The sequence below is a fragment of the Marinobacter sp. MIT932201 genome, from assembly GCF_047123295.1.
Taxonomy (GTDB): Bacteria; Pseudomonadota; Gammaproteobacteria; order Pseudomonadales; family Oleiphilaceae; genus Marinobacter; species Marinobacter salsuginis.
The window spans coordinates 3213979-3239318 of sequence record NZ_CP138917.1 but is presented as its reverse complement, the minus strand read 5'-3'; the positions used below and the strand labels follow the sequence as shown (position 1 = coordinate 3239318).

23 protein-coding genes and 1 pseudogene are annotated in these 25340 nt (G+C 58.0%); 10 read left to right on the top strand and 14 right to left on the bottom strand.

All coding sequences use genetic code 11. From position 1 onward, the window contains the following. Window position 1: 1 nt before the first annotated feature. A complete protein-coding gene (locus SIC15_RS14825) occupies window positions 2-2203 on the bottom strand; it encodes a LemA family protein (protein WP_136630482.1) in 2202 nt (733 codons plus the stop codon). A gap of 160 nt (window positions 2204-2363) precedes the next feature. On the opposite strand from SIC15_RS14825, the gene SIC15_RS14820 reads away from it, so the two are divergent. The 3 genes from SIC15_RS14820 to SIC15_RS14810 all read left to right on the top strand — a co-directional run bounded on the left by SIC15_RS14820 (window position 2364) and on the right by SIC15_RS14810 (window position 5251). Further along, entirely contained in the window at window positions 2364-3395 is a 1032-nt protein-coding gene (locus SIC15_RS14820) for a threonine aldolase family protein (protein WP_291906238.1), read from the top strand. A gap of 74 nt (window positions 3396-3469) precedes the next feature. Beyond that, window positions 3470-4036 (top strand): elongation factor P-like protein YeiP, encoded by a 567-nt coding sequence (gene yeiP, locus SIC15_RS14815; RefSeq protein ID WP_069182860.1) that lies wholly within the window; start codon window positions 3470-3472, stop codon window positions 4034-4036. A 30-nt stretch (window positions 4037-4066) separates the two neighbouring features. After that, the gene (locus SIC15_RS14810) at window positions 4067-5251 is read left to right on the top strand and encodes a YbfB/YjiJ family MFS transporter (protein WP_412536296.1); all 1185 of its coding nucleotides are present in this window, start codon (window positions 4067-4069) and stop codon (window positions 5249-5251) included. 29 nt (window positions 5252-5280) lie between these two features. Here SIC15_RS14810 and SIC15_RS14805 read toward each other — a convergent pair whose 3' ends face one another. Then, on the bottom strand, window positions 5281-6435 hold the full coding sequence (locus SIC15_RS14805) for a hypothetical protein (protein ID WP_412536295.1): 1155 nt from the start codon (window positions 6433-6435) through the stop codon (window positions 5281-5283). Window positions 6436-6647: 212 nt separating this feature from the next. On the opposite strand from SIC15_RS14805, the gene SIC15_RS14800 reads away from it, so the two are divergent. Further along, the gene (locus SIC15_RS14800) at window positions 6648-7157 is read left to right on the top strand and encodes an acyl-CoA thioesterase (RefSeq protein ID WP_153637229.1); all 510 of its coding nucleotides are present in this window, start codon (window positions 6648-6650) and stop codon (window positions 7155-7157) included. A 7-nt stretch (window positions 7158-7164) separates the two neighbouring features. Here the strand turns inward: SIC15_RS14800 and paaX are convergent, their stop codons facing one another. After that, entirely contained in the window at window positions 7165-8133 is a 969-nt protein-coding gene (gene paaX, locus SIC15_RS14795; protein WP_412536294.1) for a phenylacetic acid degradation operon negative regulatory protein PaaX, read from the bottom strand. 274 nt (window positions 8134-8407) lie between these two features. On the opposite strand from paaX, the gene SIC15_RS14790 reads away from it, so the two are divergent. The 6 genes and pseudogenes from SIC15_RS14790 (at window position 8408) to SIC15_RS14765 (ending at window position 13668) form a co-directional block, all read left to right on the top strand. Continuing rightward, window positions 8408-9565: an ABC transporter substrate-binding protein gene (locus SIC15_RS14790; RefSeq protein ID WP_412536293.1), complete on the top strand. Its 1158-nt coding sequence runs from the start codon at window positions 8408-8410 to the stop codon at window positions 9563-9565. 83 nt (window positions 9566-9648) lie between these two features. Continuing rightward, window positions 9649-10524, top strand: a complete 876-nt coding sequence (locus SIC15_RS14785) for a branched-chain amino acid ABC transporter permease (protein ID WP_136630472.1) — start codon at window positions 9649-9651, stop codon at window positions 10522-10524. Next, window positions 10524-11531 (top strand): branched-chain amino acid ABC transporter permease, encoded by a 1008-nt coding sequence (locus SIC15_RS14780; protein WP_305965961.1) that lies wholly within the window; start codon window positions 10524-10526, stop codon window positions 11529-11531. The genes SIC15_RS14785 and SIC15_RS14780 overlap by 1 nt, the downstream gene beginning before the upstream one ends. Next, the gene (locus tag SIC15_RS14775) at window positions 11528-12286 is read left to right on the top strand and encodes an ABC transporter ATP-binding protein (RefSeq protein ID WP_069182867.1); all 759 of its coding nucleotides are present in this window, start codon (window positions 11528-11530) and stop codon (window positions 12284-12286) included. Before SIC15_RS14780 ends, SIC15_RS14775 begins: the two co-directional genes overlap by 4 nt. Window positions 12287-12303: 17 nt before the next feature. Beyond that, window positions 12304-12705 (top strand): annotated as a pseudogene (locus SIC15_RS14770) (ABC transporter); the annotation flags it as partial. A gap of 258 nt (window positions 12706-12963) precedes the next feature. Beyond that, window positions 12964-13668, top strand: coding sequence for an ABC transporter ATP-binding protein (locus SIC15_RS14765; protein ID WP_069183653.1), 705 nt, complete (start codon window positions 12964-12966; stop codon window positions 13666-13668). 121 nt (window positions 13669-13789) lie between these two features. On the opposite strand, the gene paaZ is transcribed toward SIC15_RS14765, so the two are convergent. From paaZ to paaG, 11 genes are all read right to left on the bottom strand, one after another. Next, the gene (gene paaZ / locus SIC15_RS14760) at window positions 13790-15835 is read right to left on the bottom strand and encodes a phenylacetic acid degradation bifunctional protein PaaZ (RefSeq protein ID WP_153633832.1); all 2046 of its coding nucleotides are present in this window, start codon (window positions 15833-15835) and stop codon (window positions 13790-13792) included. A gap of 87 nt (window positions 15836-15922) precedes the next feature. Continuing rightward, window positions 15923-17002 (bottom strand): 1,2-phenylacetyl-CoA epoxidase subunit PaaE, encoded by a 1080-nt coding sequence (paaE, locus tag SIC15_RS14755; protein ID WP_153633831.1) that lies wholly within the window; start codon window positions 17000-17002, stop codon window positions 15923-15925. Between the two features lie 13 nt (window positions 17003-17015). Continuing rightward, window positions 17016-17585 carry a 1,2-phenylacetyl-CoA epoxidase subunit PaaD gene (paaD, locus tag SIC15_RS14750; RefSeq protein WP_069182870.1) on the bottom strand — a complete coding sequence of 190 codons (570 nt, stop codon included), beginning with the start codon at window positions 17583-17585 and terminating at the stop codon, window positions 17016-17018. Further along, entirely contained in the window at window positions 17569-18333 is a 765-nt protein-coding gene (paaC, locus tag SIC15_RS14745; protein ID WP_069182871.1) for a 1,2-phenylacetyl-CoA epoxidase subunit PaaC, read from the bottom strand. Before paaC ends, paaD begins: the two co-directional genes overlap by 17 nt. Window positions 18334-18345: 12 nt before the next feature. Next, window positions 18346-18627, bottom strand: a complete 282-nt coding sequence (paaB, locus tag SIC15_RS14740; RefSeq protein WP_069182872.1) for a 1,2-phenylacetyl-CoA epoxidase subunit PaaB — start codon at window positions 18625-18627, stop codon at window positions 18346-18348. Window positions 18628-18644: 17 nt separating this feature from the next. Beyond that, the gene (gene paaA / locus SIC15_RS14735) at window positions 18645-19637 is read right to left on the bottom strand and encodes a 1,2-phenylacetyl-CoA epoxidase subunit PaaA (protein ID WP_069182873.1); all 993 of its coding nucleotides are present in this window, start codon (window positions 19635-19637) and stop codon (window positions 18645-18647) included. Between the two features lie 328 nt (window positions 19638-19965). After that, window positions 19966-21276 carry a phenylacetate--CoA ligase PaaK gene (paaK, locus tag SIC15_RS14730; RefSeq protein ID WP_412536292.1) on the bottom strand — a complete coding sequence of 437 codons (1311 nt, stop codon included), beginning with the start codon at window positions 21274-21276 and terminating at the stop codon, window positions 19966-19968. Between the two features lie 60 nt (window positions 21277-21336). After that, window positions 21337-22584, bottom strand: a complete 1248-nt coding sequence (gene pcaF, locus SIC15_RS14725; RefSeq protein WP_174805010.1) for a 3-oxoadipyl-CoA thiolase — start codon at window positions 22582-22584, stop codon at window positions 21337-21339. Beyond that, entirely contained in the window at window positions 22581-23027 is a 447-nt protein-coding gene (gene paaI / locus SIC15_RS14720; protein WP_412536291.1) for a hydroxyphenylacetyl-CoA thioesterase PaaI, read from the bottom strand. The genes pcaF and paaI overlap by 4 nt, the downstream gene beginning before the upstream one ends. Continuing rightward, window positions 23024-24544: a 3-hydroxyacyl-CoA dehydrogenase PaaH gene (paaH, locus tag SIC15_RS14715; RefSeq protein ID WP_412536290.1), complete on the bottom strand. Its 1521-nt coding sequence runs from the start codon at window positions 24542-24544 to the stop codon at window positions 23024-23026. The genes paaI and paaH overlap by 4 nt, the downstream gene beginning before the upstream one ends. A gap of 3 nt (window positions 24545-24547) precedes the next feature. Next, window positions 24548-25339 (bottom strand): 2-(1,2-epoxy-1,2-dihydrophenyl)acetyl-CoA isomerase PaaG, encoded by a 792-nt coding sequence (gene paaG, locus SIC15_RS14710; RefSeq protein ID WP_136632088.1) that lies wholly within the window; start codon window positions 25337-25339, stop codon window positions 24548-24550. Window position 25340 lies beyond the last annotated feature (1 nt).

Genomic DNA, 25340 nt, shown 5'->3' with positions numbered 1-25340 from the left:
TTCAGGCTTCGGAACCAAACTGGGCTGCTTCGCGAAAACGGAACAGCTTGGTAAGGATTACGTCGGGGAAGGACTGAATCCGCGTGTTGTAGATCATGGCACTCTCGGTGTAGCTGTTTCGCAGTAGCGAAAGATAGTTTTCCGTCTCTGCCATGATCGACATGAATTTCTGAATCACCTCATTGTTCTTCAGGTCCGGATAGCCTTCGATCCGGGCCTGAAGTGCGTTGGTTACCTTCCTCTCGAACTGGATCAGCTTGTCTGCCTGCCCGCTCGAATTCATCTCGGCGGGGTCGGCATTACGCAGCTGGGCAATGGCTTTCAGCAGTTGTTTTTCATGGGCCAGAGACGCCTTTACGACTTTCTCCAGGTTGGGCCACAGGTCATGGCGTTGCTGGAGAATGGTATCGATATTGGCGGCTGCTCGATCAACGCGGTTTTTCAGAAAAACAATGTCGTTGTAGTGCAGGATGCCGGTGTAAATTAGCAGTACAAACGGTACCGTCAGCGCTGACAGAATCAGGTTGTCCGGGCTGAAACCGCCGTCTGCCGCAAACAGGGCAGTGGTGGCGAACAGGAACAGGCCGAGGGTCAGGGCAATGCCCGCAAACCCCCGTGCGCCGCGGTCCAGCACAATGTCCTCTTCTTCGTTGCCACTGATCAGGAAGGGTGACGCTTCATCCTTCTGAATTGTGAGTCGGTCCGGCCTGTCGCGGTCCAGTCCGGCGAAGCCCAAGCAGTAGACATTCACGAAGGTGTCGAGGAAGCGCACGGTGTAACGCCTGTCGCCCTCGCGTTCTGAATGGTATTGGGGGTATTCGATCTTTGCTCCGTTCGGCTGTACGAGAACTTTCCCCTCGCTGTCCTCAAGCCAGAAAGGCACGCTTTCCTGCCGATGCTCTATCACACGCCACTTGGCGTTTTTTCCGGAGCCACGCTTCTCTTCCACCTTGTAATCGAAGGCCACGCATTTTTCGTTTTTCAGTGGGTCACGAAGAGGCGGGTGGTCATCATCAACATCCACCATGGCCTTGAGCTCAGAGAGACCAAAACTGAGGCCTCGCGTACTGCTGGTGGGAACCGCCTCAATCAGGCGCTTGAATTTGACGGTCCGGATCGACAACCACAAGAGCAACAGGGCAGCAATAATGCTGGCTGCTGCCAGTCCCCGGCTGGTCCAGGCGTGCTGATATCGGCCTTCGGGCTGGCTGGCCACGATGGATTGGGCCATGCTGGATGTCCTTTCATCCAGCTCGGGAACGGGCAGGCGATTCTGGACCACGCTCCGGAACATCCAGCGATCCAGCCAGCCACTGGTGCTCTGGCGGATCAGTTGCTGCAGTGCGGCCACGTCGGCAAGCACCAGTGGCTCGGAGCTGGCTGCATCCAGCTGTTGATAGCGGGTTTCATACAAATCGGCGATGGCCGACCATTCCTGCCGGAGCTTGTTGATGCCAAGCACTGATAGAGTTCCTGACACCGCAAACGTCATCACCAGGACGTAGACCCAGAATCGGTGAATCTTTACGAGGGGCAGCAGTAGCGCAACGCCCAGCGCCAGCAGGCCGGTTGCGATGGAAATGCGGATGGCAGCTTCGAAGAACCTGTCGCCACTGTCTGCGGCCAGGGTATTCCTGGAGACCATAGCGGGCAGACTGAAATCATCCAGGCCTGCAAAGCTGATGGACGAAGTATTGCTATCGTATTGGCCTATTACTCTCGCTGTGTGGCCCGGAACGAGGGCCCACTCCGAATAGATTCGCCGACCGGATTGCTGGCGATAGGTCCGCTCCAGGACCCACTCCGCGGCCCCAAGATTGCCGCCCGCTGCCACAGTGACCGATCCGGTCTGGTCCCTGAGCAGGAAATTGCCGCCACGAGCGCCCGAATCCAGGGTGCGGATGCGCAAATCACCGTCGGAATCGCGATATTCTTCCTCCAGTTTGTAGCGATAGTAGACCGCCTTGGTTTTGGAATAGGGCGTATTGAGCGTTCCCAGCTGGTCCGTGACATCGCCTGCGACCACGTATGGGCCCGTGGTCAAACCGCCGATGGGTGTCTCAGGTAGCCGTTCCAGTTGCCGCGCCTCGGTGAGCTGGCTAAGGCCTGTCGTCATCGCGTAGTAGCTGCCGGCCAGGCAGACGACTGCAATGATGGCGGTAATGATCCGGCCGGGAATACTGGCGATGTTGAAGCGCCTCATGGCGGGAGTGCCCCTGTGCTACTGGCTTTAAGGGGCAAGAGTATAAAGTATCCGGCTTCGTCATACTGCCAATCCAGTGGCAACTGGGTATCGGCAAGTTGGCAACTGCTGGCGGTTGCTATAACGTAAAAGGCTTTCCTTTCAGATTTCAGGAGCGGTTGTGTCCCAGTCCGAGCAGTTTGCCAGCGACAACTACAGCGGTGTTTGCCCACAGGCCTGGAAGGCCATGGAAGCGGCCAACCGCATGGATGAACCCGCATACGGCGAGGACAGCTGGACGCAAAAAGCGGCGGATGGTCTGAGAAAGCTGTTCGATACCGACTGTGACGTTTACTTTGTGTTCAACGGCACCGCCGCCAACTCTCTGGCCCTGGCGTCGATTGGCCAGTCATTCCACAGCGTGATCTGCCATGAGCTTGCGCACATCGAGACCGATGAATGCGGCGGCCCGGAGTATGCGTCCAACGGTGCCAAGCTGCTTCTGGGGCAGGGTGAAAACGGCAAGCTTACGCCGGAGAGTATCGAACACCTGGTCACCAAACGGACTGACATTCACTACCCCAAGCCCAAGGCGCTCAGTCTCACTCAAGCCACGGAAGTGGGCACGGTGTATACGCCCGAGGAACTCAGGGTTATTCGAGAGGTTGCTGATCGCCACAGGCTTAATATCCATATGGACGGTGCCCGCTTCGCCAATGCGGTGGCAGCGCTGGATGTGCACCCGTCCGAGATTACCTGGAAGGCCGGTGTCGACGTTCTTTGTTTTTCGGGCACCAAGAATGGTCTGGCGCTTGGCGAGGCAGTGGTGTTTTTCAACCGTTCTCTGGCGGAGGACTTCGAATGGCGCTGCAAGCAGGCCGGCCAGCTGGCCTCGAAGATGCGCTATATCTCGGCACCCTGGTGCGGGCTTCTGGAAGGCGATGTTTGGTTGGAGAATGCCCGCCATGCCAATGCCTGTGCACAGCGTCTTGCCGAGGGTTTGGAAGGGCTTCCCGGTATCCGGTTACGCTATCCGAGGCAGGTGAACGGTGTTTTTGTGGAAATGCCGGACCCCTTGCAGGCGGCACTGCGGGCCAAAGGCTGGCGGTTTTATAACTTTATAGGCGGCAGTGCCCGCCTGATGTGTTCCTGGGCTACGAGCACTGAACAGGTCGACCGTTTCCTGTCGGATGTACGAGCCTTCGTGAGCTAAGAGCTATCGATTCCGGGGCGAAGTCGTGGTATATCAGCAGCCCCGAAACCCCAATTTTTACGGAACCAGAAGACATGCCCAGAGCCAGTGAAATCAAAAAGAATTCCGCCGTTGAATACGATGGTCGGGTGTATTTTGTGAAGGATATCGAGCGTTCAGTGCCTCAGGGCCGTGCTGGCGGCAGTCTCTACCGCATGCGCATGTATGATGTGGTCACCGGCCAGAAGCTTGACGAGACCTTCAAGGATTCCGACATGCTCAACCTGGCCGATCTCACCCGTCGGGAAGTCACCTTCTCCTACGCTGATGGCGATGAGTATGTGTTCATGGATACCGAAGACTTCACACAGTACAGCCTGAATCGTGAAGCCATCGCCGACGAGTTGTTGTTCATCTCCGAGGACACTCAGGGCGTGATGGTCATCCTGTTGAAGGATGCTCCGGTTGCACTGGCACTGCCGCCGACGGTTGAGCTGGTGATTGACGAAACAGATCCGTCTGTCAAAGGCGGCTCGGCGACAGCCAGAACCAAGCCCGCCCGTTTTGCCACGGGCCTGGTTGTTCAGGTTCCCGAGCACATTTCCACAGGAGATCGCATTCGCATTAACGTGGAGGAGCGCAAGTTCCTGGGCCGCGCTTGATCTAAAGTTGTTTCGCAGTAAGGAATCTCCGTGAAGCCGATAGAAACAATCAAGGTGCTGGTCGCCAGCGTGATTTCGGTGGTGGTGATGGTGGGCATTGCCCGATTCTCCTACACGCCGATGATCCCGGAAATGGTGGCTGCGCTCGGGCTGAGCAAGTCCGTGGTGGGCCTGCTGGCCACTGTGAATTACGCGGGCTACCTGACCGGGGCAGTGCTGATTACCCGGATCAGCGATCTTGATCTCAAGTTCAGGCTTTACCAGCTTGGCCTGGTGGTTGCCGTGGTCTCCACTGTGCTGATGGGCTACACCACCAATGTGTGGCTCTGGTACCTGCTGCGCTTTATTTCCGGTCTGAGCACCTCAGCGGGAATGTTACTGGGCGCCGGGCTGTTGATGAGCTGGCTGATCAAGAACAACCAGAAGTCCGAGCTTGGGGTGTTCTTTTCCGGTATCGGCCTCGGGATTGTCCTGACCGCCGTTACCGCGGAGCTGATCAAGGATCCGTTTACCTGGGATCAACAGTGGGTAATATACGGCCTGGTGGCTCTGGCTCTGCTGGTCCCCGCATGGCGCTGGATGCCGGATTATCGGGCCTGTGCCTTGCCGAAAACAGGTGCGGCCAAAACAGGTGATGAACGCAGCCGTTTCATACGGATCCTCCAGCTGGCGTATTTCTGTGCCGGCGTGGGCTATGTGGTCACGGCCACCTTCCTGGTAGCAATTGCAGAATCCATGCCCGAGCTTCAGGGGCAGGGTTGGCTGGTCTGGCTGATCGCCGGTCTTGCGGCCACCCCTGCCTGCTGGTTGTGGGATGTGTTCTCCCGCCGCTGGGGGCAGTGGCTGGCCTTGTATCTCGCTTACATCCTGAACTCCGTCAGCATCCTGATGCTGATCGTGAACACCAGCCTCGCCAGTGTGATGCTCAGTTCGGTTATTTACGGCGCGAGCTTTATCGGTATTGTCAGCATGATGCTGGCAATGGTGGGGCGGGTGTTCCCGGAAAATCCATCACGCCCCATGAGCCGGCTCACGTTCAGCTATGGCATTGCACAGATGGTGGCGCCGGCGGTGGTTGGCTATCTCGCCGACGTGGAGGGCAATTACACCAACGGCCTCTGGCTGACCCTGGTGGTGATGGCGTTAGGCGTTTTGATGCTTCACTTGGCAAGGCGGGCTAAGGAAAGAGAGGCCGAACCTGCTCTTTCCCCTTGAGTTTCGCGGCAGTGCCTGCGGGGATCCCGTTACTCCCTGGCCCGGTAAAAAGCTCGGCTCTTTTCGTAAACAGGGGACATATCAACCAGAGCGAAGCCCAATACCGGTTTGTGAACCCGGAAATCGACGTTCGCGCCTGTCTCGAGGCTTTCCCAGTATTCCGTAATATTACTGCTCCGTTGGTCAATCGCAGGATAGTCTGAATGCTCAAAGTGGGCCGCCCCGGTCATTTCATAGGCAACGGACATTGGCTCAGGCGAAGCGATCAGGGTGTAACGTTGTATGCCCGGATACGTTGCAGCGATCGCCACCATACAGAGCATGGCTGCAACCCCCACCCGCTCAGCACCAGGTGCACCTCTGCCGAGTCGTATTCCCAGTGCGCCCGCGAGTAGGCCTGCAGAGACAAATGGCCACAGGGGGAGGTCTCCAAGAATCAGATAGTTGGTGAGCAATAGGTAATCGATCAGCGCGTAGGCGCCCAGGCCGGTCAGCAGTACAAGTTCGATCACCATGCCCCGGTGCTTGAGGAGGTTGAAGTGTTTGGCCAGCGGTCCGGAACGATCAACAGGTGTCGAGGCAACACTTGCTTCACCGGCTGCTTCAGACAGGGCCCTCACGAGAGGCGCTTCGTTGATTATGGCTTCCACTCGTGCCTTGGGTTTTCCGAAGGCTCCGGTAAGCCCCAGTCGGTGATCCGGAGCGCCAACCTTCAAAAAGTTGTAGGGTTGGAGCAGGTAGGTTTTACTGTCGGTGATCAGGCGGAGCCGCGATTGCTGAATAGCCTGGGCCATATTCCGGAAACCCGTGACCGGGGTCAGCTCGATCTTCCGAATGGTGTGCAGCGGGATCCGATGCTCGCCAGTAGTCAGTCCCATCAACCCGAGCCCGGTCAGTTTGGGAATATTGATGCTGACGGTTTCACTGTCCAGGGTCACTTTCACTTTTCGGTTGGCTGCTGCAACCAGCGCGCCGATCAGCGAAACGATAACCAGAATCTGTAACTCGAGATGGATGTTTCCATAGTCGTCTCTGAATATCTCGGCGAAGTCCATTTCGCTGAGGTTTGGCAGTTCCAGCAGGAGGAGGCTTCCCAGCATGAAGGCGAACAGCGCAATGAGTGCGCCCAGTAGCTGGCCGGTTTTTAAAATACTGGCGGAATAACGGAAATGTTGCTTCACCATGCTTTGATCATCCCTGAGTCAACAAATGTGGGGCCATAGTAATACATCATTTGGGCTAAACCAGTATTTCAGGTTCTATCTTTGCGCAGTGACACAGAGTGAGAATGCCGTATGTGGAAGTTTCACTTAGAGGTATCGGGGATGTCGGGTAGACGCTGACTTTCTTGCTGATGTTCAAATTATGATTAACAGAACCGGAAAGAGGATCGTTCATGGCTGACAAGCCTTCAAAGCCCGTATCAGCATCCGCTGTTGAGAAGCACGTTTACAAGGTGTTTCCGAACGACATGAATTCCCACAACACGGTGTTCGGCGGCATGATCATGGCGAAGTGCGACCGGCTGGCTCTGGTGGTTGCGGAGCGCCATTCCGCACATGTTTGTGTGACGGCTGCCGTGGATTCAATCCATTTCAGGGCGCCGGCAAAGGGAAACGATACGCTGTTATTCAGTCTTTCGCTGAACCGGAGCTGGGGCTCTTCCATGGAAATCGGTGCGAGGGTGGAGGCCGAAAACAGCTACACCGGCGACACCCGGCATATTCTTTCGGCCTTTTTCACCTTTGTTGCCCTGGACGACAACGACAGGCCGGTAGACGTGCCAGAAGTGATTCCCGAGACGGCCGAACAGAAACGCCGCTTCAAGAATGCGGAAATCCGTCGCGAGGGGCGTTTGGCAACCAGAGAACAGCTCTCGTCCGCTGACGGGCAATCCTCTGATTAGCCCTGGTTTATAGCACTTCCGGTTCTGTTCTGGTTTCTGTAGTGGGCGCGGTGTCTCTCAATCCGCCGAAACGCTTGTAGAACTTTTCGCCAGGACCGGGAAGGGGGCCAGAGGCGTTTTCGAGGTTTTCGTCGAGCCACTGCTCGGCGCGTGCGTAGATCTGCCGGTACAGGTTGCGACACAGCTGTTTGGCACTGCGTCCTTCCCAGTCGCCGGGCAGCAGTTCATCCGGCAACAGCGGATCACGCAGCAGGATCTTGCGGTATTCGTGGATTAGGAGTACCCGGAGAATAAGGCATTCCTCGGGGCTCAGTGTGTCCTCAGACTGAAGCTCCCGCCACAGCGGACGGAATTGGCTCAGGAATCGACGGTACCGACCGCCCAGCTCTTCAAGGTTCCAGCTCTCCCGAACCTGCAGTCTCAGCGCCTTTGGGCTCTTCTGCTCCATGGGCATGGTCTGCATGACGATGGTGTCTTCCAGGGCGCCCCATTCCTGGAGCATCGGGATCAGCTCACTACGTGTGAATCGGGGGTGCTCCATCAAACCCGGCGCCATGCTGCCGAAACTCAACCACTTAAGTTCTTCCCGGACTTTCTGTCTCAGCTCCGGGGACAGCTGGTTCAGGTACACCAGACACCAGCTCCCGCTCCATTCCTCGGTATCCAGGTTGTAAACGTGCTGGAACGCCTGCTCGAACCGGCGCAGTCCAGGGCCGGTGAGGCTGTAGTAACTGCAACGACCGACTTTCTCAGTTTGCAGCCAGGATTCCTGAACCAGGCGATACACGGAGGTGCGAACCAGCCGCTGACTGATGCCCATGGGCTCAACCAGTTTCATCAGGCTTCCCAGCCAGACATTGCCGCCGCGGGGAACGATGGCATCGCCGTAGATGGTAATGATGAGGGAGCCTGCACGTAGAGGCCGCTTCTTCTGGAAGTTCTTGACGAGCAATTCTAGCTGGCTTTTTGCAGTCATGGCCTGAGTTCGCAAATAAGAATCAATGAAACACGTTGCACGTATTATGCGGTTCTTACGTGTCAGGTAAAGGTTTGTCTTTGTATTCGCCGTGCTGGCGTGTTGCGCCAGTGTCGGCTTTACTGAAAGAGCTGTGTCGATGCTCTCCCTAAATCTGTTGACACGAGAGTTATGATACAATAACTTCGTTTGATATTCGTCAATGGTATCGAATTATACCGGGAGCGAAGACACAAAAACTCAAGCCCCTGCACAATTCGGGAGAACAAAAACAATGTTTAAAACAGTGATTCGTCGCGCAGGAAAATGCGCAGCCGTTGCAGCCGCCGGTCTCATGATGATGAGCGCTCAGGCGGCTGAACCCATCAAGATCGGTTCGTTCCTGTCAGTGACAGGCCCGGCGTCCTTCCTTGGTGATCCCGAGCTGAAAACGCTCGAAATGTACGTTGAAAAAATCAATGAAGAAGGTGGTGTCCTGGGTCGTCAGCTCGAGCTGATCCACTATGACGACGTTGGTAACGCCTCTTCGGCCCGTAATTTCGCCAGCCGTCTCATCCGTTCAGACCGGGTGGACATCATCGTTGGCGGCAGTACCACAGGCGCAACCATGGCGGCCGTTCCGCTGGTAGAGCAGGCGGGCGTACCGTTTATCTCCCTGGCCGGTGCTGTTGTTATTACCAATCCTGTCAAGAAGTGGGTCTTCAAGACGCCTCAGACCGATCGCATGGCCGCTGAGCGTATCCTTGCAGACATGAAAGACCGCGGTATCACCAAGTTTGGCCTCATCTCCGGCACTGGTGGATTCGGCAGCTCCGGTCGCACGCAGACCCTGGAAGTGGCCGAGCAGATGGGCATGGAAGTTGTTGCCGATGAGACCTACAGCGGATCTGATACAGACATGACCGCCCAGCTGACCAATATCCGTAACACAAGTGGTGTGCAAGCGGTTCTTAACTTCGGTTTTGGCCAGGGCCCGGCCATCGTGACCCGTAACTATGCCCAGCTGGGCATGGAGCTTCCGTTCTATCAGTCCCACGGTGTGGCGTCTGACAGCTTCCTGGAACTGGCTGGCTCTTCTGCAGAAGGCCTGCGTCTGCCTGCCTCTCCGCTGCTGGTGCCGGACTCCCTGCCGGACAGCGACCCCCAGAAAGAAGTGGTTCAGAACTACAAGGCTGAATACGAAGCCCGTTGGGATTCCAAAGTGTCCACTTTCGGTGCCTATGCCTACGACGGCCTGATGCTGGCAGTTCGCGCGATGGAAGAAGCCGGTTCTACCGATCCGGAAGCCGTTCGTAACGCGCTGGAAAGCATCAATGGCTATGTCGGCGTGACCGGTGTGTTCAATATGTCACCGGAAGACCACAACGGCCTTGATCCGGAGTCCTTCCGCATTCTGGAAGTCCAGAATGGCGAATGGAAGCTGATTAACTGATCCTCCTTTAACCTGTCTCGCGGCTGGCGACGTCCCTCCTCCCCTGGGCGTCTGCCAGCCGATGTTCGACCGGAAATACCGCTATGTTCGCAGAATTCTTACAGTACCTGTTTACCGGGGTCACTATTGGCGCAACCTACGCGCTGATCGCTCTCGGCTTCACCCTGATCTATAACGCCAGTCACGTCATCAACTTTGCCCAGGGCGAATTCCTGATGATTGGAGGTATGGCGACGGTTTCCCTCACGGCCATGGGTGTGCCCATGATCCTGGCGGTCGTTCTAGCCGTTATCCTGGCCGGTATCCTCGGTATCGCCCTGCAGCGGTTTGCCATTGCGCCGGCCAAGCAGGCGGATGTCGTGACTCTTATTATCATCACCATCGGTGCGTCGATCTTTATTCGCGGTATTGCCCAGATTGTCTGGGGAAAGGAATACCACGTGATGCAGAATTTCAGCACGGACCAGCCCATCGAGGTGTTCGGTGCGGTGCTGAACAGCCAGAGCCTCTGGGTTCTGGGCATCGGTGCGATCCTGGTTGTCGGTCTGGTGCTGTTCTTCACCAAGACTCTGATTGGTAAAGCGATTCTGGCGACTTCAATGAACAAGGAGGCCGCGCGCCTTGTCGGTATCCGGACCCAGATGGTTCTGATGCTGGCCTTTATGGTGTCTGCTCTGCTTGGTTCGGTGGCGGGTATTGTCGTTGCTCCGATTACCTTCACCTCCTACGACATCGGTATCATTCTCGGGCTGAAAGGGTTCGTGGCAGCTGCCATTGGCGGCCTCGGTAGCGGTGTGGGCGCGGTTGTCGGCGGTCTGTCGCTGGGCATCGTTGAAGCCATGGCGGCGGGCTATATCTCGTCTGACTACAAAGACGCCGTGGCCTTCTCCATGATTCTGCTGGTGCTTTTCTTCCTGCCCCGCGGCTTGTTTGGTGCCAAGGTAGTGGAGCGCGTCTGATGTTGAATACCTTTATGCAGTCGCGTCTCCGAGGGCTGATTATTCTCGCCCTGATTCTTATCATTCTCCCTGCTTTTCTGGGCAACCCGTTCCATTATGAGCTGGTCACCCAGATAGCGATCATTGCCGCAACGGTCGTTGGCCTGAATCTTCTGGTTGGTTACGCCGGGCAGATCAGCCTGGGGCACGCCGGATTCTTTGGTCTCGGTGCCTATTTCACCGGTATCGCAACCGGCACCTATGGCTGGTCTTCTGTGCCAGCTCTGGTGGTGGGCGCAATCGTTGTCGGCTTCATTGCCTGGATTGTTGGTCGTCCGATCTTGCGCCTGAAAGGCCACTATCTTTCCATGGCAACCCTTGCCGTGGGCTTCATTATCGCCATCATCCTGAACAACGAGCGGGCGCTTACGGGCGGGCCAGATGGCATGCCGGTGCCGGCGTTCGAGGTGTTTGGCTGGGAACTGAGTGCGTTTGGCAGTTATTCACTCTTTGGCATCGAGATTGAAGGCTTCCAGGCCTGGTATATCTTTGCCAGTGTCGTGCTTCTGGTGGCGGTCTGGTTTGCCCTGAACCTTATTGAATCGCCTATTGGCCGGGCACTGCGTTCGGTTCACGGCTCGGAAGTGGCTGCCAGTGTTGTTGGTGTAAATACCGCGAAATACAAAAGCCTGGTGTTCGTGATTTCTGCCATCTACGCCAGCCTCATGGGCAGTCTTTATGCCCATTTCCAGGGCTTTATTACGCCCGCAGTGGCAAGTTTCGAATTTTCCATCCTGTTCATCACCATGGTCGTGCTTGGTGGCATGGGGTCCACTTTCGGTGTGATCCTTGGTGCCGTGGTGTTGAAACTGTTGCCCCAGGTCCTGGCGGATTTCCAGGAGCTGGAGCACGTCATGTTCGGCCTGATACTGATGCTTACCATGATCTTTATGCCCAAGGGGCTGTTGCCCACTCTCTCCGCGTTTGTTTCCAAAAGAATGCGCAAAAAAGCGGGAGGTGAGGCATGACAGCGCTGGTAGAAGTCAAAGGGCTGGATAAAGCCTTCGGTGGCGTCCATGCGGTGGAAGGTGTGAGCTTCGCCGTAGAGGCAGGGCAGGTCTATTCGGTTATCGGTCCCAATGGTGCCGGCAAGACCACGCTGTTCAACCTGATCACGGGGCTTTACACACCAACCAAGGGCGAGATCCTGCTGAACGGCGAGAGTACCGCCAAGCTGGAGCCGAATGACCTCGCTGAACGGGGCATGTGCCGTACCTTCCAGCAGATGCAGATCTGTATGAACATGACGGCCATAGAGAACGTTATGCTGGGGCGTCATCTCAAGCTGAAAAGCACGCTGCTGACGACTCTGTTCCGGTTGCCGTCCCTGCGCCGTGATGAAGCTGCAGCCCGTAAGCGTGCCGCTGAGCTGATGGAATATGTCGGCTGCGGTGAATACCTTGATACGGAAGCCTCCGCCATGTCCTATGGCGCCCTCAAGCGCCTTGAAATCGCCCGGGCACTGGCGGCTGAACCGAAGGTGATACTCCTGGACGAGCCGGCGGCCGGTTTGAACGCGGTTGAAACCGCTGCCCTGGAGGAGCTGATCCGGAAGATTGCGGATCAGGGCACCACGGTAATGCTGGTTGAGCACGATATGAAGCTGGTGATGGGTATTTCGGACCGGTTGCTGGTGCTTAACTATGGCCGTGTTCTGGCTGAAGGAACCCCCGAGGAAATCCGACAGAACCCGGATGTTATTGCCGCCTATCTGGGTGGCTGAGCAAGGAGACATTTCACATGAGCGAGCAAACTACTGAAATGGCGCCTGCCCAGTCACGCAGTGAGCAGGCCGTACGGATTATTGTTCACGAGCACCAGGCGCTGTGGCGGATTCTGGATCTGCTGGATCAGCTGCTGAGTGACATGAACGTCAACGATCAGCGGCCCGATGAGCGGCTGCTGACGACCATTTTCGATTACATCCAGCACTTCTCCCAGCGTGTCCATAGTACGCCGACTGATATCGAGCTCTACAAGCGGCTCAGCGAGAAGTCTCCGGAGACGGCGCCCCTTCTGGAAAAGCTGGCCAAGGGCTATGTCATCGGCCATGAGAAGCTTTTGGAGCTGCGCCGGTTGCTGGCCGAGTGCGAAGAAGGCTGGCCGGAAGGTCGCGAAGAATTCAGTCATGCCCTGGCCCGTTTCACGGAAGCCCTGCGCAAGCACATCCGCAAGGAAGAGGGCGTGGTTATCCCGCGGGCCCGTAAACTGCTGACCGAGGAAGACTGGCAGCAGATCATCGAAGCCCGGGACGTGGAAAATGATCCCCTTTTCGGTGAGCGCGTCCGGGAAGAGTTCCGGGAGTTGCGGCACCAGATTGTCAGCTATACCCCGGAGAAATTCGGTGGGCTGGGGCTGAAACACGCGGATCGGGTTACCGCGCCCCATGCCAAACAGGAAATGCTGTCCATCAAGGGACTGGTTACTTCCTACGGCCAGATTGAAGTTCTGCACGATGTGGACATCCACATCAACAGCGGCGAGATCGTGTCACTGGTGGGTGCCAACGGCGCGGGTAAATCCACGCTCCTGATGACCATCTCCGGCCTGCAGCCTACGGATCGCGGTGCCATTACCTTTGAAGGCAAGGATCTGGCGAAGATCAGTGCCGATCAGCGGGTGGCTAACGGTATCGTACAGGTGCCGGAAGGGCGGCAGGTGTTCAAGGACCTGAGCGTCCACGACAACCTGCTGTTGGGGGCCTACACTCGAGGCAAAACGCCCGAGGTGATGGACGATCTGGAGCGGATGTATACCAAGTTCCCTATTCTGCGTCAGAAGCGTCATAACCTGGCGGGTGAGCTGTCCGGTGGTCAACAGCAGATGCTGGCGATGGGACGGGCCCTGATGGCCAAGCCAAGACTCCTGCTACTGGATGAACCGAGCATGGGCCTGGCGCCGCTGATCGTTGAAGAAATCTTCAACATCGTCAAGGAGCTCAAGGAAGAGGGCATTACGATCTTCCTGGTGGAGCAGAATGCCTCCCAGGCCCTGGCGCTGGCGGATCGCGGCTATGTGCTTGAGACCGGTAAGGTGGTGATTGAAGGCACCGGCCGTGAGCTGCTCAGCAATGAGAAAGTGCGGGAGGCTTACCTGGGCATGTAATCGCCTGGGATTTTCCTAGCACCAATAAAAGGGGGACAGGTCTTGCGACCTGTCCCCCTTTTATTTGCCTGAGGCTTTCCCCCTGGGGTCCAGGACAGGGAGAAAGCTGGGAAGCCCGGTGTTACTCGGGCTTCTTGGCAACCAGTGTCAGGATGTCGTAGCTCGCAACCAGCTCGTCGTTCTGGTTGGTCACCTGGACGTCCCATACCACCACACCCTGGGGGTGGCCGTCGGGGGATGTCCGACCCTGATCGATCTTGCGCTTGCAGGTCAGCCTCGCCCGGATGGTATCTCCCGGCGCAACCGGCTCAATGAACCGCAGTGTATCCAGGCCATAGTTCGCCAGTACCGGACCTTCGCCCGGGGAAACGAACAGGCCGGCCGCGGCCGACAGTACGAAGTAACCGTGGGCGATGCGTTTGCCGAACTGGGATTCCCGGGCGGCAAGTTCGTCGAAATGCATGTAGAAATGGTCACCGGAGAGGCAGCCGAAGTTCACGATGTCTGCTTCGGTCACCGTACGACGATGGGTCAGCAGAGACTCGTTGATCTGCAGGTCCTCGAAATGGCGACGGAACGGGTGTACTTCGGTTTCGATAACGTCTGCGCCACGCACATACTCACGGGTAACCGCTGCGAGCATGGTCGGGGAGCCCTGGATCGCGGTGCGCTGCAGGTAATGGTGTACCGCACGGATACCGCCCAGTTCCTCACCGCCGCCGGCACGACCGGGGCCACCGTGCTTGAGCATCGGCAGGGGAGAGCCGTGGCCGGTGGACTCTTTCGCCGCTTCGGCATCCAGCAGGTGCAGACGGCCGTGGAACGCAGCCAGTAGAGGCGCAACCTTGCCGGCAATGGCGGGATCGCGGGTGGTGAGCGTGGTAACCAGTGAGCCGCGACCCTTGGAGCACAGCTCAACGGCATCCTCGATGGTGTCGTAGGGAATCACCGTGGCCACGGGGCCGAACGCCTCAATGTCGTGAGCACCACAGCCGTTTTCCGGGTTACGGCACAGCAGCAGGTGCGGCTCGATGAAGGCGCCTTTCTCGGTGCCCTCGCCGGTGGCCTTGAAGTTTCCGTCACCACCGATAACCAGTTCGCTGGTCTTGAGCAGTTCCTGGATATTGGCTTTGACATCTTCCAGCTGGTCGATGGAGGCCAGTGCGCCCATGCGGACGCCTTCGACAGAGGGATCACCCACGGTGATCTTGGAGAGTTGCTCTTTCAGCTTGTCGCAGACCGCGTTTACCTGGTCTTTTGGTACGAAGATACGACGAATGGCGGTACATTTCTGACCGGCCTTGGCAGTCATCTCGCGGCGGATTTCCTTTACGAAGACATCGAACTCTTCGTGCTCGGGGGTAACGTCCGGGGCGAGGATTGCACTGTTCAGGGAATCAGCCTCGGCGTTGAACGGAATCGAACGGTTGATGATGTTCGGGTGGTTACGAAGCTTGCGCGCGGTGGCGGCGGAGCCGGTGAAGGTCACCACGTCCTGCTCTTCCAGGTGGTCAAACAGGTCGCCGGTGCTGCCGATGATCAACTGCAGGCTTCCTTCCGGAAGCGCGCCGGATTCGTGCATCAGGCGCACGGCAAGCTCGGTCACGTAGGAGGTAGAGGTAGCCGGCTTCACGATGGATGGCATGCCCGCCAGGAAGGTGGGCGCGAACTTCTCCAGCATGCCCCACACCGGAAAGTTGTAGGCGTCAATGTGAACCGCCACGCCACCACGGGGAACCAGAATGTGGGTACCGGCAAAGTGGTTGTTTTTGCCCAGCGGAGTTACTGGCCCCTCGTGAACTACGTTGCCTGACGGCAGCTCGCGCCGTCCCATACTGGCGTAGGAGAACAGGGTGCCGAAACCGCCATCAATATCGATACCGTTATCGCCCTTGGTGGAACCGGTATGCATCGACAGGGCGTAGAGTTCTTTCTTGTGCTCCTGGAGGTACAGGGCCATGGCCTTCAGGGCCAGGGCGCGCTCCTGGAAATCCATCGCCATCAGGTTTTTACCGCCAACCTTGCGGCCATACTCAACGGCGTTTTTGAAATCGAGGGTGTCGTCGTGAGTGTGGGCGACGATCTCGCCATTCACGGCGCTGGGCAAAGCCTTGGCAGGCTTTTCTCCGACCCACTGGCCGGCAATGAAACTTTTCAGGACTGACATGGGAAACTCCATTCGTTTCTGAAACGCGAAGGCAAGCTCCGCTGTTGCGGAACTTGCCTTGCTCGTATCTTGTTTTGAGGGCGGAAACTACATCTCGTCGTAGTCCAGAACCACCTTGTCACTGATCGGGTAGCACTGGCAGGAAAGCACGTAACCGGCTTCCACCTCGTAGTCTTCCAGAGCAAAGTTCTGGTCCATCTCCACTTCACCTTCCACGACCTTGGCGCGGCACGTGGAGCAGACGCCGGCCTTGCACGAGTACGGCAGATCGGCGCCTTCTTCGTTTCCGGCATCAAGAATACTCTTGGTATCGCGCACCAGCGGGAATGTCAGTGAGCGGCCATCGGCAATCACGGTGACTTCGCTGATTGACTGGGGATCGACGTGGGCCGGATCCCGGTCTTTCCGGGACTGTGGTACACCGCCGGCCGGAGTGAACAGTTCAAAGTGGATCTTGCTCTTTTCCATGCCGTGCTTGAGCAGTGAGTCACGCACGGTTTCGGTCATCATCTGCGGGCCACAGATAAACGCTGCGGTCAGCTCCTTGGCGTCAATCCAGTGGTCGAACAGCTTGTCGCATTTCTCGTGGTCAATGCGACCGTTGTAGAGGTCAATGTCCTGCTCTTCACGGGTGAAGATGTACACCAGGTTCAGGCGGGACATGTACTCGTTCTTCAGGTCCTGCAGTTCGTCACGGAACATGGTGCTGCTGGTAGCCTTGTTGCCGTAGAACAGGGTGACCTCGCTCTTGGGCTCGGTCTCCAGGGTGGTCTTCACGATCGACAGGATCGGGGTAATGCCACTTCCAGCAGCAACGGCCAGGTAATTGCCTTCGCGTTCCGGGTCCAGATCGATGGAGAAGTGCCCCTGAGGAGGCATGACTTCAAGAGTCTGGCCGGGCTTGAGCTGCTCGTTGGCGAAGGTGGAGAAGCGACCGCCGGGAACCTGTTTGACGGCAATGCGCAGTTCCTGGTCGTTGACGCTGCGGCAGATCGAGTAGGAGCGGCGCACTTCCTCGCCATCCAGCTTGGTGCGCACAATCAGGTGCTGGCCCTGCTGGTAATGAAATTTGTCTGCCAGATCTTCCGGCACGTCAAAAGCTAGTGATACGGCGTTTCTTGTTTCAGGTCTGACCTCTTTGAGGGTCAGTGAGTAAAATTTGTTCATGATCGTATCGGCTCTAGATGCATTTGAAATAGTCGAAGGGCTCGAGGCATTCCTTGCAACGGTAAAGGGCTTTACAGGCGGTGGATCCGAACTCGCTGACCCGTTCGGTGTCCTTGCTGCCGCAGTGTGGGCAGGCAATCACCTCCGGTTCCCCGAGCAGGCTCATCTTGCTGGAGCTGCCCTCGGGTGGCGCGATGCCAAAGGCCCGAAGCTTCTCTTTGCCTTCGTCTGTGATCCAGTCGGTGGTCCAGGCAGGGGTCAGCACCTGATTGATTTTCGGATCCCGGAAGCCCGCAGCGCGCAGGGCCTCAGCGATCAGTTCTTCAATCAGTTCAGTGGCCGGGCACCCGGAGTAGGTCGGGGTCACGTCGATGGACAGCTCTTTGCCATCCCAGTGAACCGCCCGGACAATGCCGAGCTCCACGACACTGACTGCCGGCACTTCGGGGTCTTTGACCTCCTCAAGAAGTGCCCAGATGTCGTCTTCTGTCAGCAGATCGGGGCGGGCGTTGGCCGGCACCCGATCGCTGGCAATCAGAATGTCGACAGCTGACCGGCTGTCTGAATCACCATGTTGTGGCATCGGGATAGGCCCTCTGCAGGAACTGCATTTCTGCCAGGATGAAGCCAAGGTGCTCGGTGTGCTCGCCGTGCTTGCCGCCCATGTACATCCAGGCGTCTTCTGCGCCCGGTGTCAGGGTTGCCTGGGTAAGCACCTCATTGACCATGCCGCGCCAGTCTTTGGCCAGCTGGTCAGGATCCGGGCCAATGCCCGCCTCGGCCATCAAACGATCAGTGTCGTCCGGAGTGATCAGCTCACCGGTGAAACGCCAGAGGATATCAACGGCATCCTGCATGCGGCGGTGGCTTTCTTCGGTGCCATCGCCCAGACGCTTCACCCACTCCGAGGAGCGACGCAGGTGATAGGTCACCTCTTTGAGCGACTTGGCAGCGATGCCGGCAATGCGCTCATCACTCGACTCGGTCAGGCTCTTGAGCGTGAAGTAGTGGTACACGTCGAAGAAGAACTGACGGCCCATGGTGACCGCGTAATCCTCGTTGGGCTGCTCGGTGAGCAGCAGGTTACGGTAGTCGTGGGCATCGCGACGGAAGCACAGCTTGTCGGCATCGCGACCATCATCAATCAGCTCGGCTGCGTACTCGTACCAGTTGCGGGCCTGGCCGACGAGGTCGAGGGCAACGTTCATCAATGCCATCTCTTCCTCAAGTGCCGGGGCCTTGCCGCACAGTTCGCAAAGTCGCTGGCCCAGGATCATGTCGGAATCTGCCAGGCGCAGCAGGTATTCCTGTAATGCTTCTGCTTGTGTCATGGGTACCGCTCCTTACATGTGTCCGACTTCATCGGGCAGCTTGTAGAAGGAAGCGTGCCGGTAGACCTTGTCTTCCGACGGATCGAAAAGCACTTCCTTCTCGTCGGACGCGGACGCCGTGATGGTGTCGGAGGGCACAACCCAGATGCTCACGCCTTCGTTGCGGCGTGTGTACAGGTCACGGGCGTTCTCCATGGCCATCTCGGCGTCAGCAGCGTGAACGCTGCCAACGTGTTTGTGGTTCAGACCGTGCTTGGATCTCACGAAAACTTCGTAAAGGCGCCATTCAGCCATGTTCTATTCCTCCGGTATCAAGCGGCTTGCGCGCGCTGTTTTTGTTTTTCGGCGTAGGCGACGGCCGCTTCGCGGACCCATGCGCCTCCATCAATCGCGTTCTTGCGAGTCTTGATGCGCTCGCGGTTGCAGGGACCATTGCCCTTGAGAACGTCGTAGAATTCCTGCCAGTTGATTTCACCGAAATCGTAGTGGCCGGTTTCTTCGTTCCACTTCAGGTCCGGATCCGGTGCGGTGCAACCAAGGAACTCGAGCTGCGGAACGGTCTGGTCGATGAACATCTGACGCAGTTCGTCGTTGCTCTTGCGCTTGATCTTCCAGGCCATAGACTGCTGCGAGTTCGGGGATTCGTCATCGTGTGGTCCGAACATCATCAGGGCCGGCCACCACAGACGGTTGATGGCGTCCTGAACCATGGCTTTCTGCTCTTCGGTGCCTTCGCGCATCATGTCCAGCAGGATCTGGTAACCCTGGCGCTGGTGGAAGCTCTCTTCCTTACAGATGCGGATCATGGCGCGGGAGTACGGGCCATAGGAAGTACGCTGCAGAACCACCTGGTTAACGATGGCAGCGCCATCCACCAGCCAGCCAACGGCACCCATATCCGCCCAGTTCAGGGTCGGGTAGTTAAAGATGCTGGAGTACTTGGCTTTGCCCTGATGCAGCTTCTCGATCTCTTCGTCACGGTCAGCACCCAGGGTTTCCATGGCGCTGTACAGGTACAGGCCGTGGCCCGCTTCGTCCTGGATCTTGGCCATCAGCTGGAGCTTGCGCTTGAGGGTCGGCGCACGGGTTACCCAGTTGCCTTCCGGCAGCATGCCAACCACTTCCGAGTGGGCGTGCTGGGAAATCTGGCGAATGAGGGTCTTCCGGTAGCCTTCCGGCATCCAGTTCTTGGGTTCGATTTTGGTTTCGGCGTCGACCTTTTCCTGAAACTCGCGCTCTTCAGGCGACATCTCTTCTTTGGTCTTCAGGCGCTTGGCGCCGGTTTCAACGAGCTGGGCGTACATAAACAAATACCTCCGGATCGGGCTTGTTGTTCTGTTGTCCGTGAACAAGAGAGACCTCAGTGACGGCTGAGGGTCAATATGTCCATATTATATGATACTGAATAAATATCAAGAACTGCCTTTGTGTGTCATGTTATATCTAAGAGCTTCCTTAAAGAATCCTATAGTGCTGATTTGCATAATAAAAAATATGATACGTGTGAAAATGCTATTGAGATCAGCGAACGGAAAGTGAAATTAAATCGGCGATTATGTGCAGGAGAAGGCAGGAAAGGGCGAGAGAGCCAGCCGCAATGGCTGCGGTCTGGCTCTCTGTCTGGCTGGGGACTTACTTGTTCCGGCGGTCGAAGACCCGCTTGGCCTTGCCTTCTGAGCGGGCCAGACGATTGGTTTCCACCACTTCAACACGGGTGCTGATGCCGATGTAGGACTTGATGTGGTGTGTCAGTTCCTTGGCCGCTGCGGCGCGACTTTCGGGCGTGTCCGTCGCGCCCGGTTGCAGCTCGGCCCGGATATCCACACAGTCCAGGTTGCCTTCCTTGTAAACCTCGATCTCGTAGTGGGGCGCCAGCGCGTCGCACTTCAGTACCTGCTCCTCGATCTGGCTCGGGAACACGTTCACGCCACGAATAATCAGCATGTCGTCGCTGCGACCGGTGATCTTGTCGATCCGGCGCATCGGGCGGGCGGTGCCCGGCAACAGGCGCGTGAGATCCCGGGTGCGGTAACGCAGAATCGGCAGGGCCACCTTGGTCAGTGAGGTAAAGACCAGCTCGCCGTATTCACCGTCTGGCAGTACTTCGCCGGTATCCGGGTTGATGATTTCCGGGTAGAAGTGGTCTTCCCAGATGGTGGGGCCATCTTTCGTTTCAATGCACTCCATGCCCACACCGGGACCCATGACTTCAGAGAGGCCATAGATATCCAGTGCCTCGATGCCAAGGCGCTCTTCGATCTCGGTGCGCATGGCGTTGGTCCAGGGCTCTGCGCCGAAAATACCAAGGCGCAGAGGCAGCTTGTGGGGATCGATACCCTGGCGTTCCATCTCATCGGCAATGTTCAGCATGTAGGACGGAGTGACCATGATGATGTCTGGCTCGAAGTCCTTGATCAGTTGTACCTGCTTCTCAGTCTGGCCACCGGACATGGGGATGACGGTGCAGCCCAGGCGCTCCGCGCCGTAATGGGCGCCCAGGCCACCGGTGAACAGGCCATAGCCGTAGGAAACATGTACCTTGTCACCCCGGTAGCCGCCGCCGGCCCGGATGGAGCGGGCGACAATGTCAGCCCAGGTGTTGATGTCGCTCTGGGTGTAACCAACCACGGTTGGCTTGCCGGTGGTACCACTGGACGCGTGCACGCGAACCACGTCGGACATGGGTGTGGCAAACATGCCAAACGGGTAGTTGTCGCGCAGATCCGCCTTGGTGGTAAATGGCACCTTGGCCAAATCGTCCAGGGAGCTGATGTCCATGGGTTTCAGGCCGATGTCATCAAATGCTTTGCGATAGAACGGCACGTTAGTGTAGGCATGGACCACGCTCCAGCGCAGGCGTTGCAGCTGTTCGTGGCGCAGCTCATCGATGCTGGCGGTTTCCATGCGGTCAAGTTTGCCAAGTTTTTGCAGTGGTAAGGTCATGAGTCTGTCCTGCGTTGTTCTTGTCGAGTAATGGTCTTTGTTCAGTTCCGCACGGTGGCCTCAGGCCACCGCATCCGTCCGCTCAATGATCAGGGCGATTCCCTGGCCAACACCGATGCACATGGTGCACAGGGCATACCGGGCTTTCTGGCCCGCGGCGTGGCGGCGTTCCAGTTCGTTCAGGGCGGTAGTGACCAGCCGGGCGCCGCTCATGCCCAGAGGATGGCCTAGGGCAATGGCGCCACCGTTCGGGTTAACGTGCTCGGCGTCATCCGGCAGACCGAGATCCCGGGTTACCGCCAGGGCCTGGGCTGCAAACGCCTCGTTCAGCTCGATCACATCCATATCGGCCAGTTCCAGGCCGGCCGTGGCCAGGACCTTGCGGGTGGCCGGTGCCGGGCCAAAGCCCATGATCCGTGGCTCCACACCGGCCGTTGACATGGCAACGATCCGGGCACGGGGCTTGAGGTTGTACTTTTTGAGAGCGTCGGCTCCGGCCAGCAGCAGGGCACAGGCGCCATCGTTGACACCGGAGGCATTGCCGGCGGTGACCGTACCGCCTTCACGGAACGGAGTTGGCAGTGAGGCCAGTTTTTCCAGGCTGGTTTCACGGGGATGCTCGTCGGTATCCACCACGAGCGGGTCCTGCTTGCGACGGGGAATCGTGACCGGTGTGATCTCCGTAGCGAATCGGCCATCCTTTTGGGCGGCCGCTGTGCGCTGCTGGCTGCGCAGGGCGAAGGCATCCTGGTCTTCCCGGGAAATGCCGAAATCGGCGGCAACGTTTTCCGCTGTCTCGGGCATGGAATCAATGCCGTACTGCTTTTTCAGGACCGGGTTCACAAAGCGCCAGCCGATGGTGGTGTCAAAAATCTCCGCCTTGCGGCTGAACGCGGACTCGGCCTTGCCCATAACGAAGGGAGCCCGAGACATGGATTCGACGCCGCCGGCAATCATCAGCTGGGTTTCGCCAGTACGGATGGCCCGGGCGGCGCTGCCCACTGCATCCATGCCGGAACCGCAGAGGCGGTTGATGGTGCTGCCCGGCACGTCTACCGGCAGGCCTGCCAGCAGAAGGGACATGCGGGCAACGTCGCGGTTGTCTTCGCCGGCCTGGTTGGCACAGCCGTAGAGAACGTCGTCAACTTTCGACCAGTCCAGGTCCGGATGACGCTCGGTCAGCGCCTTTATGGGGATGGCGCCCAGGTCGTCTGCACGCACTGCGGAGAGAGCGCCGCCATAACGACCGATGGGGGTGCGAATGGCATCGACGATGTAAGCGTCTTTCAAGGTGTTGTCGGTGCTCATGCAGTTTCCTCCGAGTTGCGAACGGTGCCACGAACCTCGTAGGAGCGGCCCCGGAATAGGGCAACCTTGCGGCCGTCCTGGTTAGTGAGTGTGATGTCGTAAACGCCGGAGCGGCCGCCGCGGGCCTGTTCTTCGGCGGTGGCGGTCAGCTGGTCGCCCTCTTTGGCGCCGTACATGTAATCAATGCTGCAACCGGAAGCCACGGTGGCCCGGTCGTAACTGTTACAGGCAAAGGCAAATGCTGAATCAGCCAGGGTAAACAGATAGCCGCCGTGGCAGGAGCCGTGGCCCTGGATCATGTCACCGGTCACGGTCATGGTGAGAACCGCTTTGCCGGGGCCGATAGATTCAATGTTCATGCCCAGCTTCTGGCTGGCGCGGTCCCGCGCGAACATGGCTTTCGCGCATTCTTCGGCGAGTACTTGCGGGTCCATCTCGCTCATGAATAAAACCCCTTTTGTGCAAATGCGTTCTTACGGAGCAGCAGGGCAGGGCGATAGCGGTCCTCTGCGTAGCTGTTCTGGATGTTGGTGAGCACCTTGAACACGTGCCCGGCGCCAAGACGGTCGCTCCAGCTCAGGGGACCGTCGGGATAATTCAGGCCAGCTTTCATGGCCAGGTCGATATCGGCGACTGTCGCGACACCGTGCAGGGCGGCATCGGCGGCTTCGTTGGCCAGCATGGCAACGGTCCGCATGATTACCAGACCGGGACGATCAGCTATCAGGCTGACGTCGATACCCGCTTTCTGCAGTAAAGCACAGGCACAGGAAACCGCTGCCTCGGACGTCTGGTCGGCGGGCGCCAGGGCGAGCCTGGTTGCTTTGCTGTAATCAAAGGCCAGGTCGAACAGCACCAGGTTGGCGATACCATCGGTGGCCGCGCGCTCGATTGCCATTCTGCCGTCGGTGAGCGCCAGTACGGCATCGCCGAATCGAATCTGGCCCGGGCCGTCGCGCTCGATAATGGTCAGGCCGGCAGCCTTCAGTCGCTCAAGCAGCGGTGCAGCGACACCGGGATTGCCTTCGGCGATGACCACGGATTCATCGGATTGATGTGCAGGCTCGGTCTTTGGTTGCGGCTTCTCCGCATTCTCGCCATAGGGATAGAAACCATGGCCGCTCTTGCGTCCCAGGCGACCGGCTTCCACCAGTTCTTTCTGGATCAGTGAAGGCAGAAAGCGCGGGTCCTGGTAATAGGAATTGAACACAGAGTTGGTAACCGCGTAATTGACGTCGTGTCCGATCAGGTCGGTCAGCTCAAACGCACCCATGCGGAACTGGCCCGCTTCGCGGATGATGGCATCCAGCGTGGCGGCATCGGTGGCCTGCTCCTGGAGCAGGCGAAGGCTCTCTGCGTAAAACGGACGGGCTACGCGGTTGACGATAAAGCCGGGAGTCGATGTCGCATAAACCGGCTTCTTGCCCCAGGCAGTTGCCGTGGCATGGATGGTGTCGGCAACGGCTTTGCTGGTGGCCAGACCCATAACGACCTCAACCAATGCCATAAGGGGCGCCGGATTAAAGAAGTGCATACCCACCAGGCGTTCGGGTTTGTTCATTTCAGCGCCGAGGGCGGTCACTGAGATGGAGGAGGTGTTGGTGGCCAGGATCGCATCGCCGGCACACAGGTCTTCAAGATTGGCCAGCAACTGACGTTTGATCTGAAGGTCTTCGATGATGGCCTCGATCACCAGTCCGGCATCGGCTACTTGATCCAATTTCGCGACTGGTTGAATCCGGCCGATCACATCATCCAGCTCGTGCTGCTGCATCGTGCCCTTGTCGACGCGACGCTGGAGCTGTTTGGCGATACCGTCACGTCCGGCTTCGGCTGCGCCTTCTCTCTGATCGTGCAGGTAAACCTGATGGCCAGCCTGTGCGGCCACCTGGGCAATGCCAGAGCCCATGGCTCCGGCCCCAACGACGGCAACTTTGGTTTGGGTGTCCAGTGCCGGCATGGCTTATTTCCCCTTGAAGTTCGGAGTGCGTTTTTCCATGAAGGCGGCAACGCCTTCACGGTAGTCTTCGGTCTGTCCAGCCATGCGCTGCAGATCGCGCTCCAGGTTGATCTGCTCTTCGAACGTGTTGCTGGCGCTGGCATGCAGTGCCCGTTTTATCAGTGCGAGGCCCTTGGTCGGTTGGGTCGCAAAATGACGGGCCAGTTTCATGGTTTCGTCCATGAGCTGCTCGTTGTCGACACAGCGCCAGATCATGCCCCAGTTTTCGGCCTGTTCTGCACTGATCTTGTCGCCCAGAAGCGCCATGCCTTTGGCACGGGCCATGCCCGCCACGCGGGGCAGTGTCCAGGTGCCGCCGGAATCAGGTACCAGCCCCAGTTTGCAGAAGGCCTGAACAAAATTGGCTGAGCGGGCGGCGAGGGTGATGTCGCAGGCCAGGGCAATGTTGGCGCCTGCGCCAGCAGCTACACCGTTCACGGCACACAGAACGGGCATTGGCAGATCCCGCAGGCTGCGCATCAGCGGGTTGTAGTAGTTCTCAAGGGAAGCGCCGAGGTCCGGCATTTCCTGATCCGGAGAGACGCTGCGGTCGGAGAGGTCCTGACCCGCGCAAAAGCCCCGGCCAGAGCCGGTGATGACCAGTACCCGGACAGACTCATCCTTGCGCACGGTGCTGATGGCATCGCGCATGCGTTCGTGCATTTCGACATTGAAACTGTTCAGGTTGTCCGGACGGTTCAGGGTAAGCAGAGCCACGCCCTGATCGATTTCAAGAAGAATGCTCGGCTGAGTCATG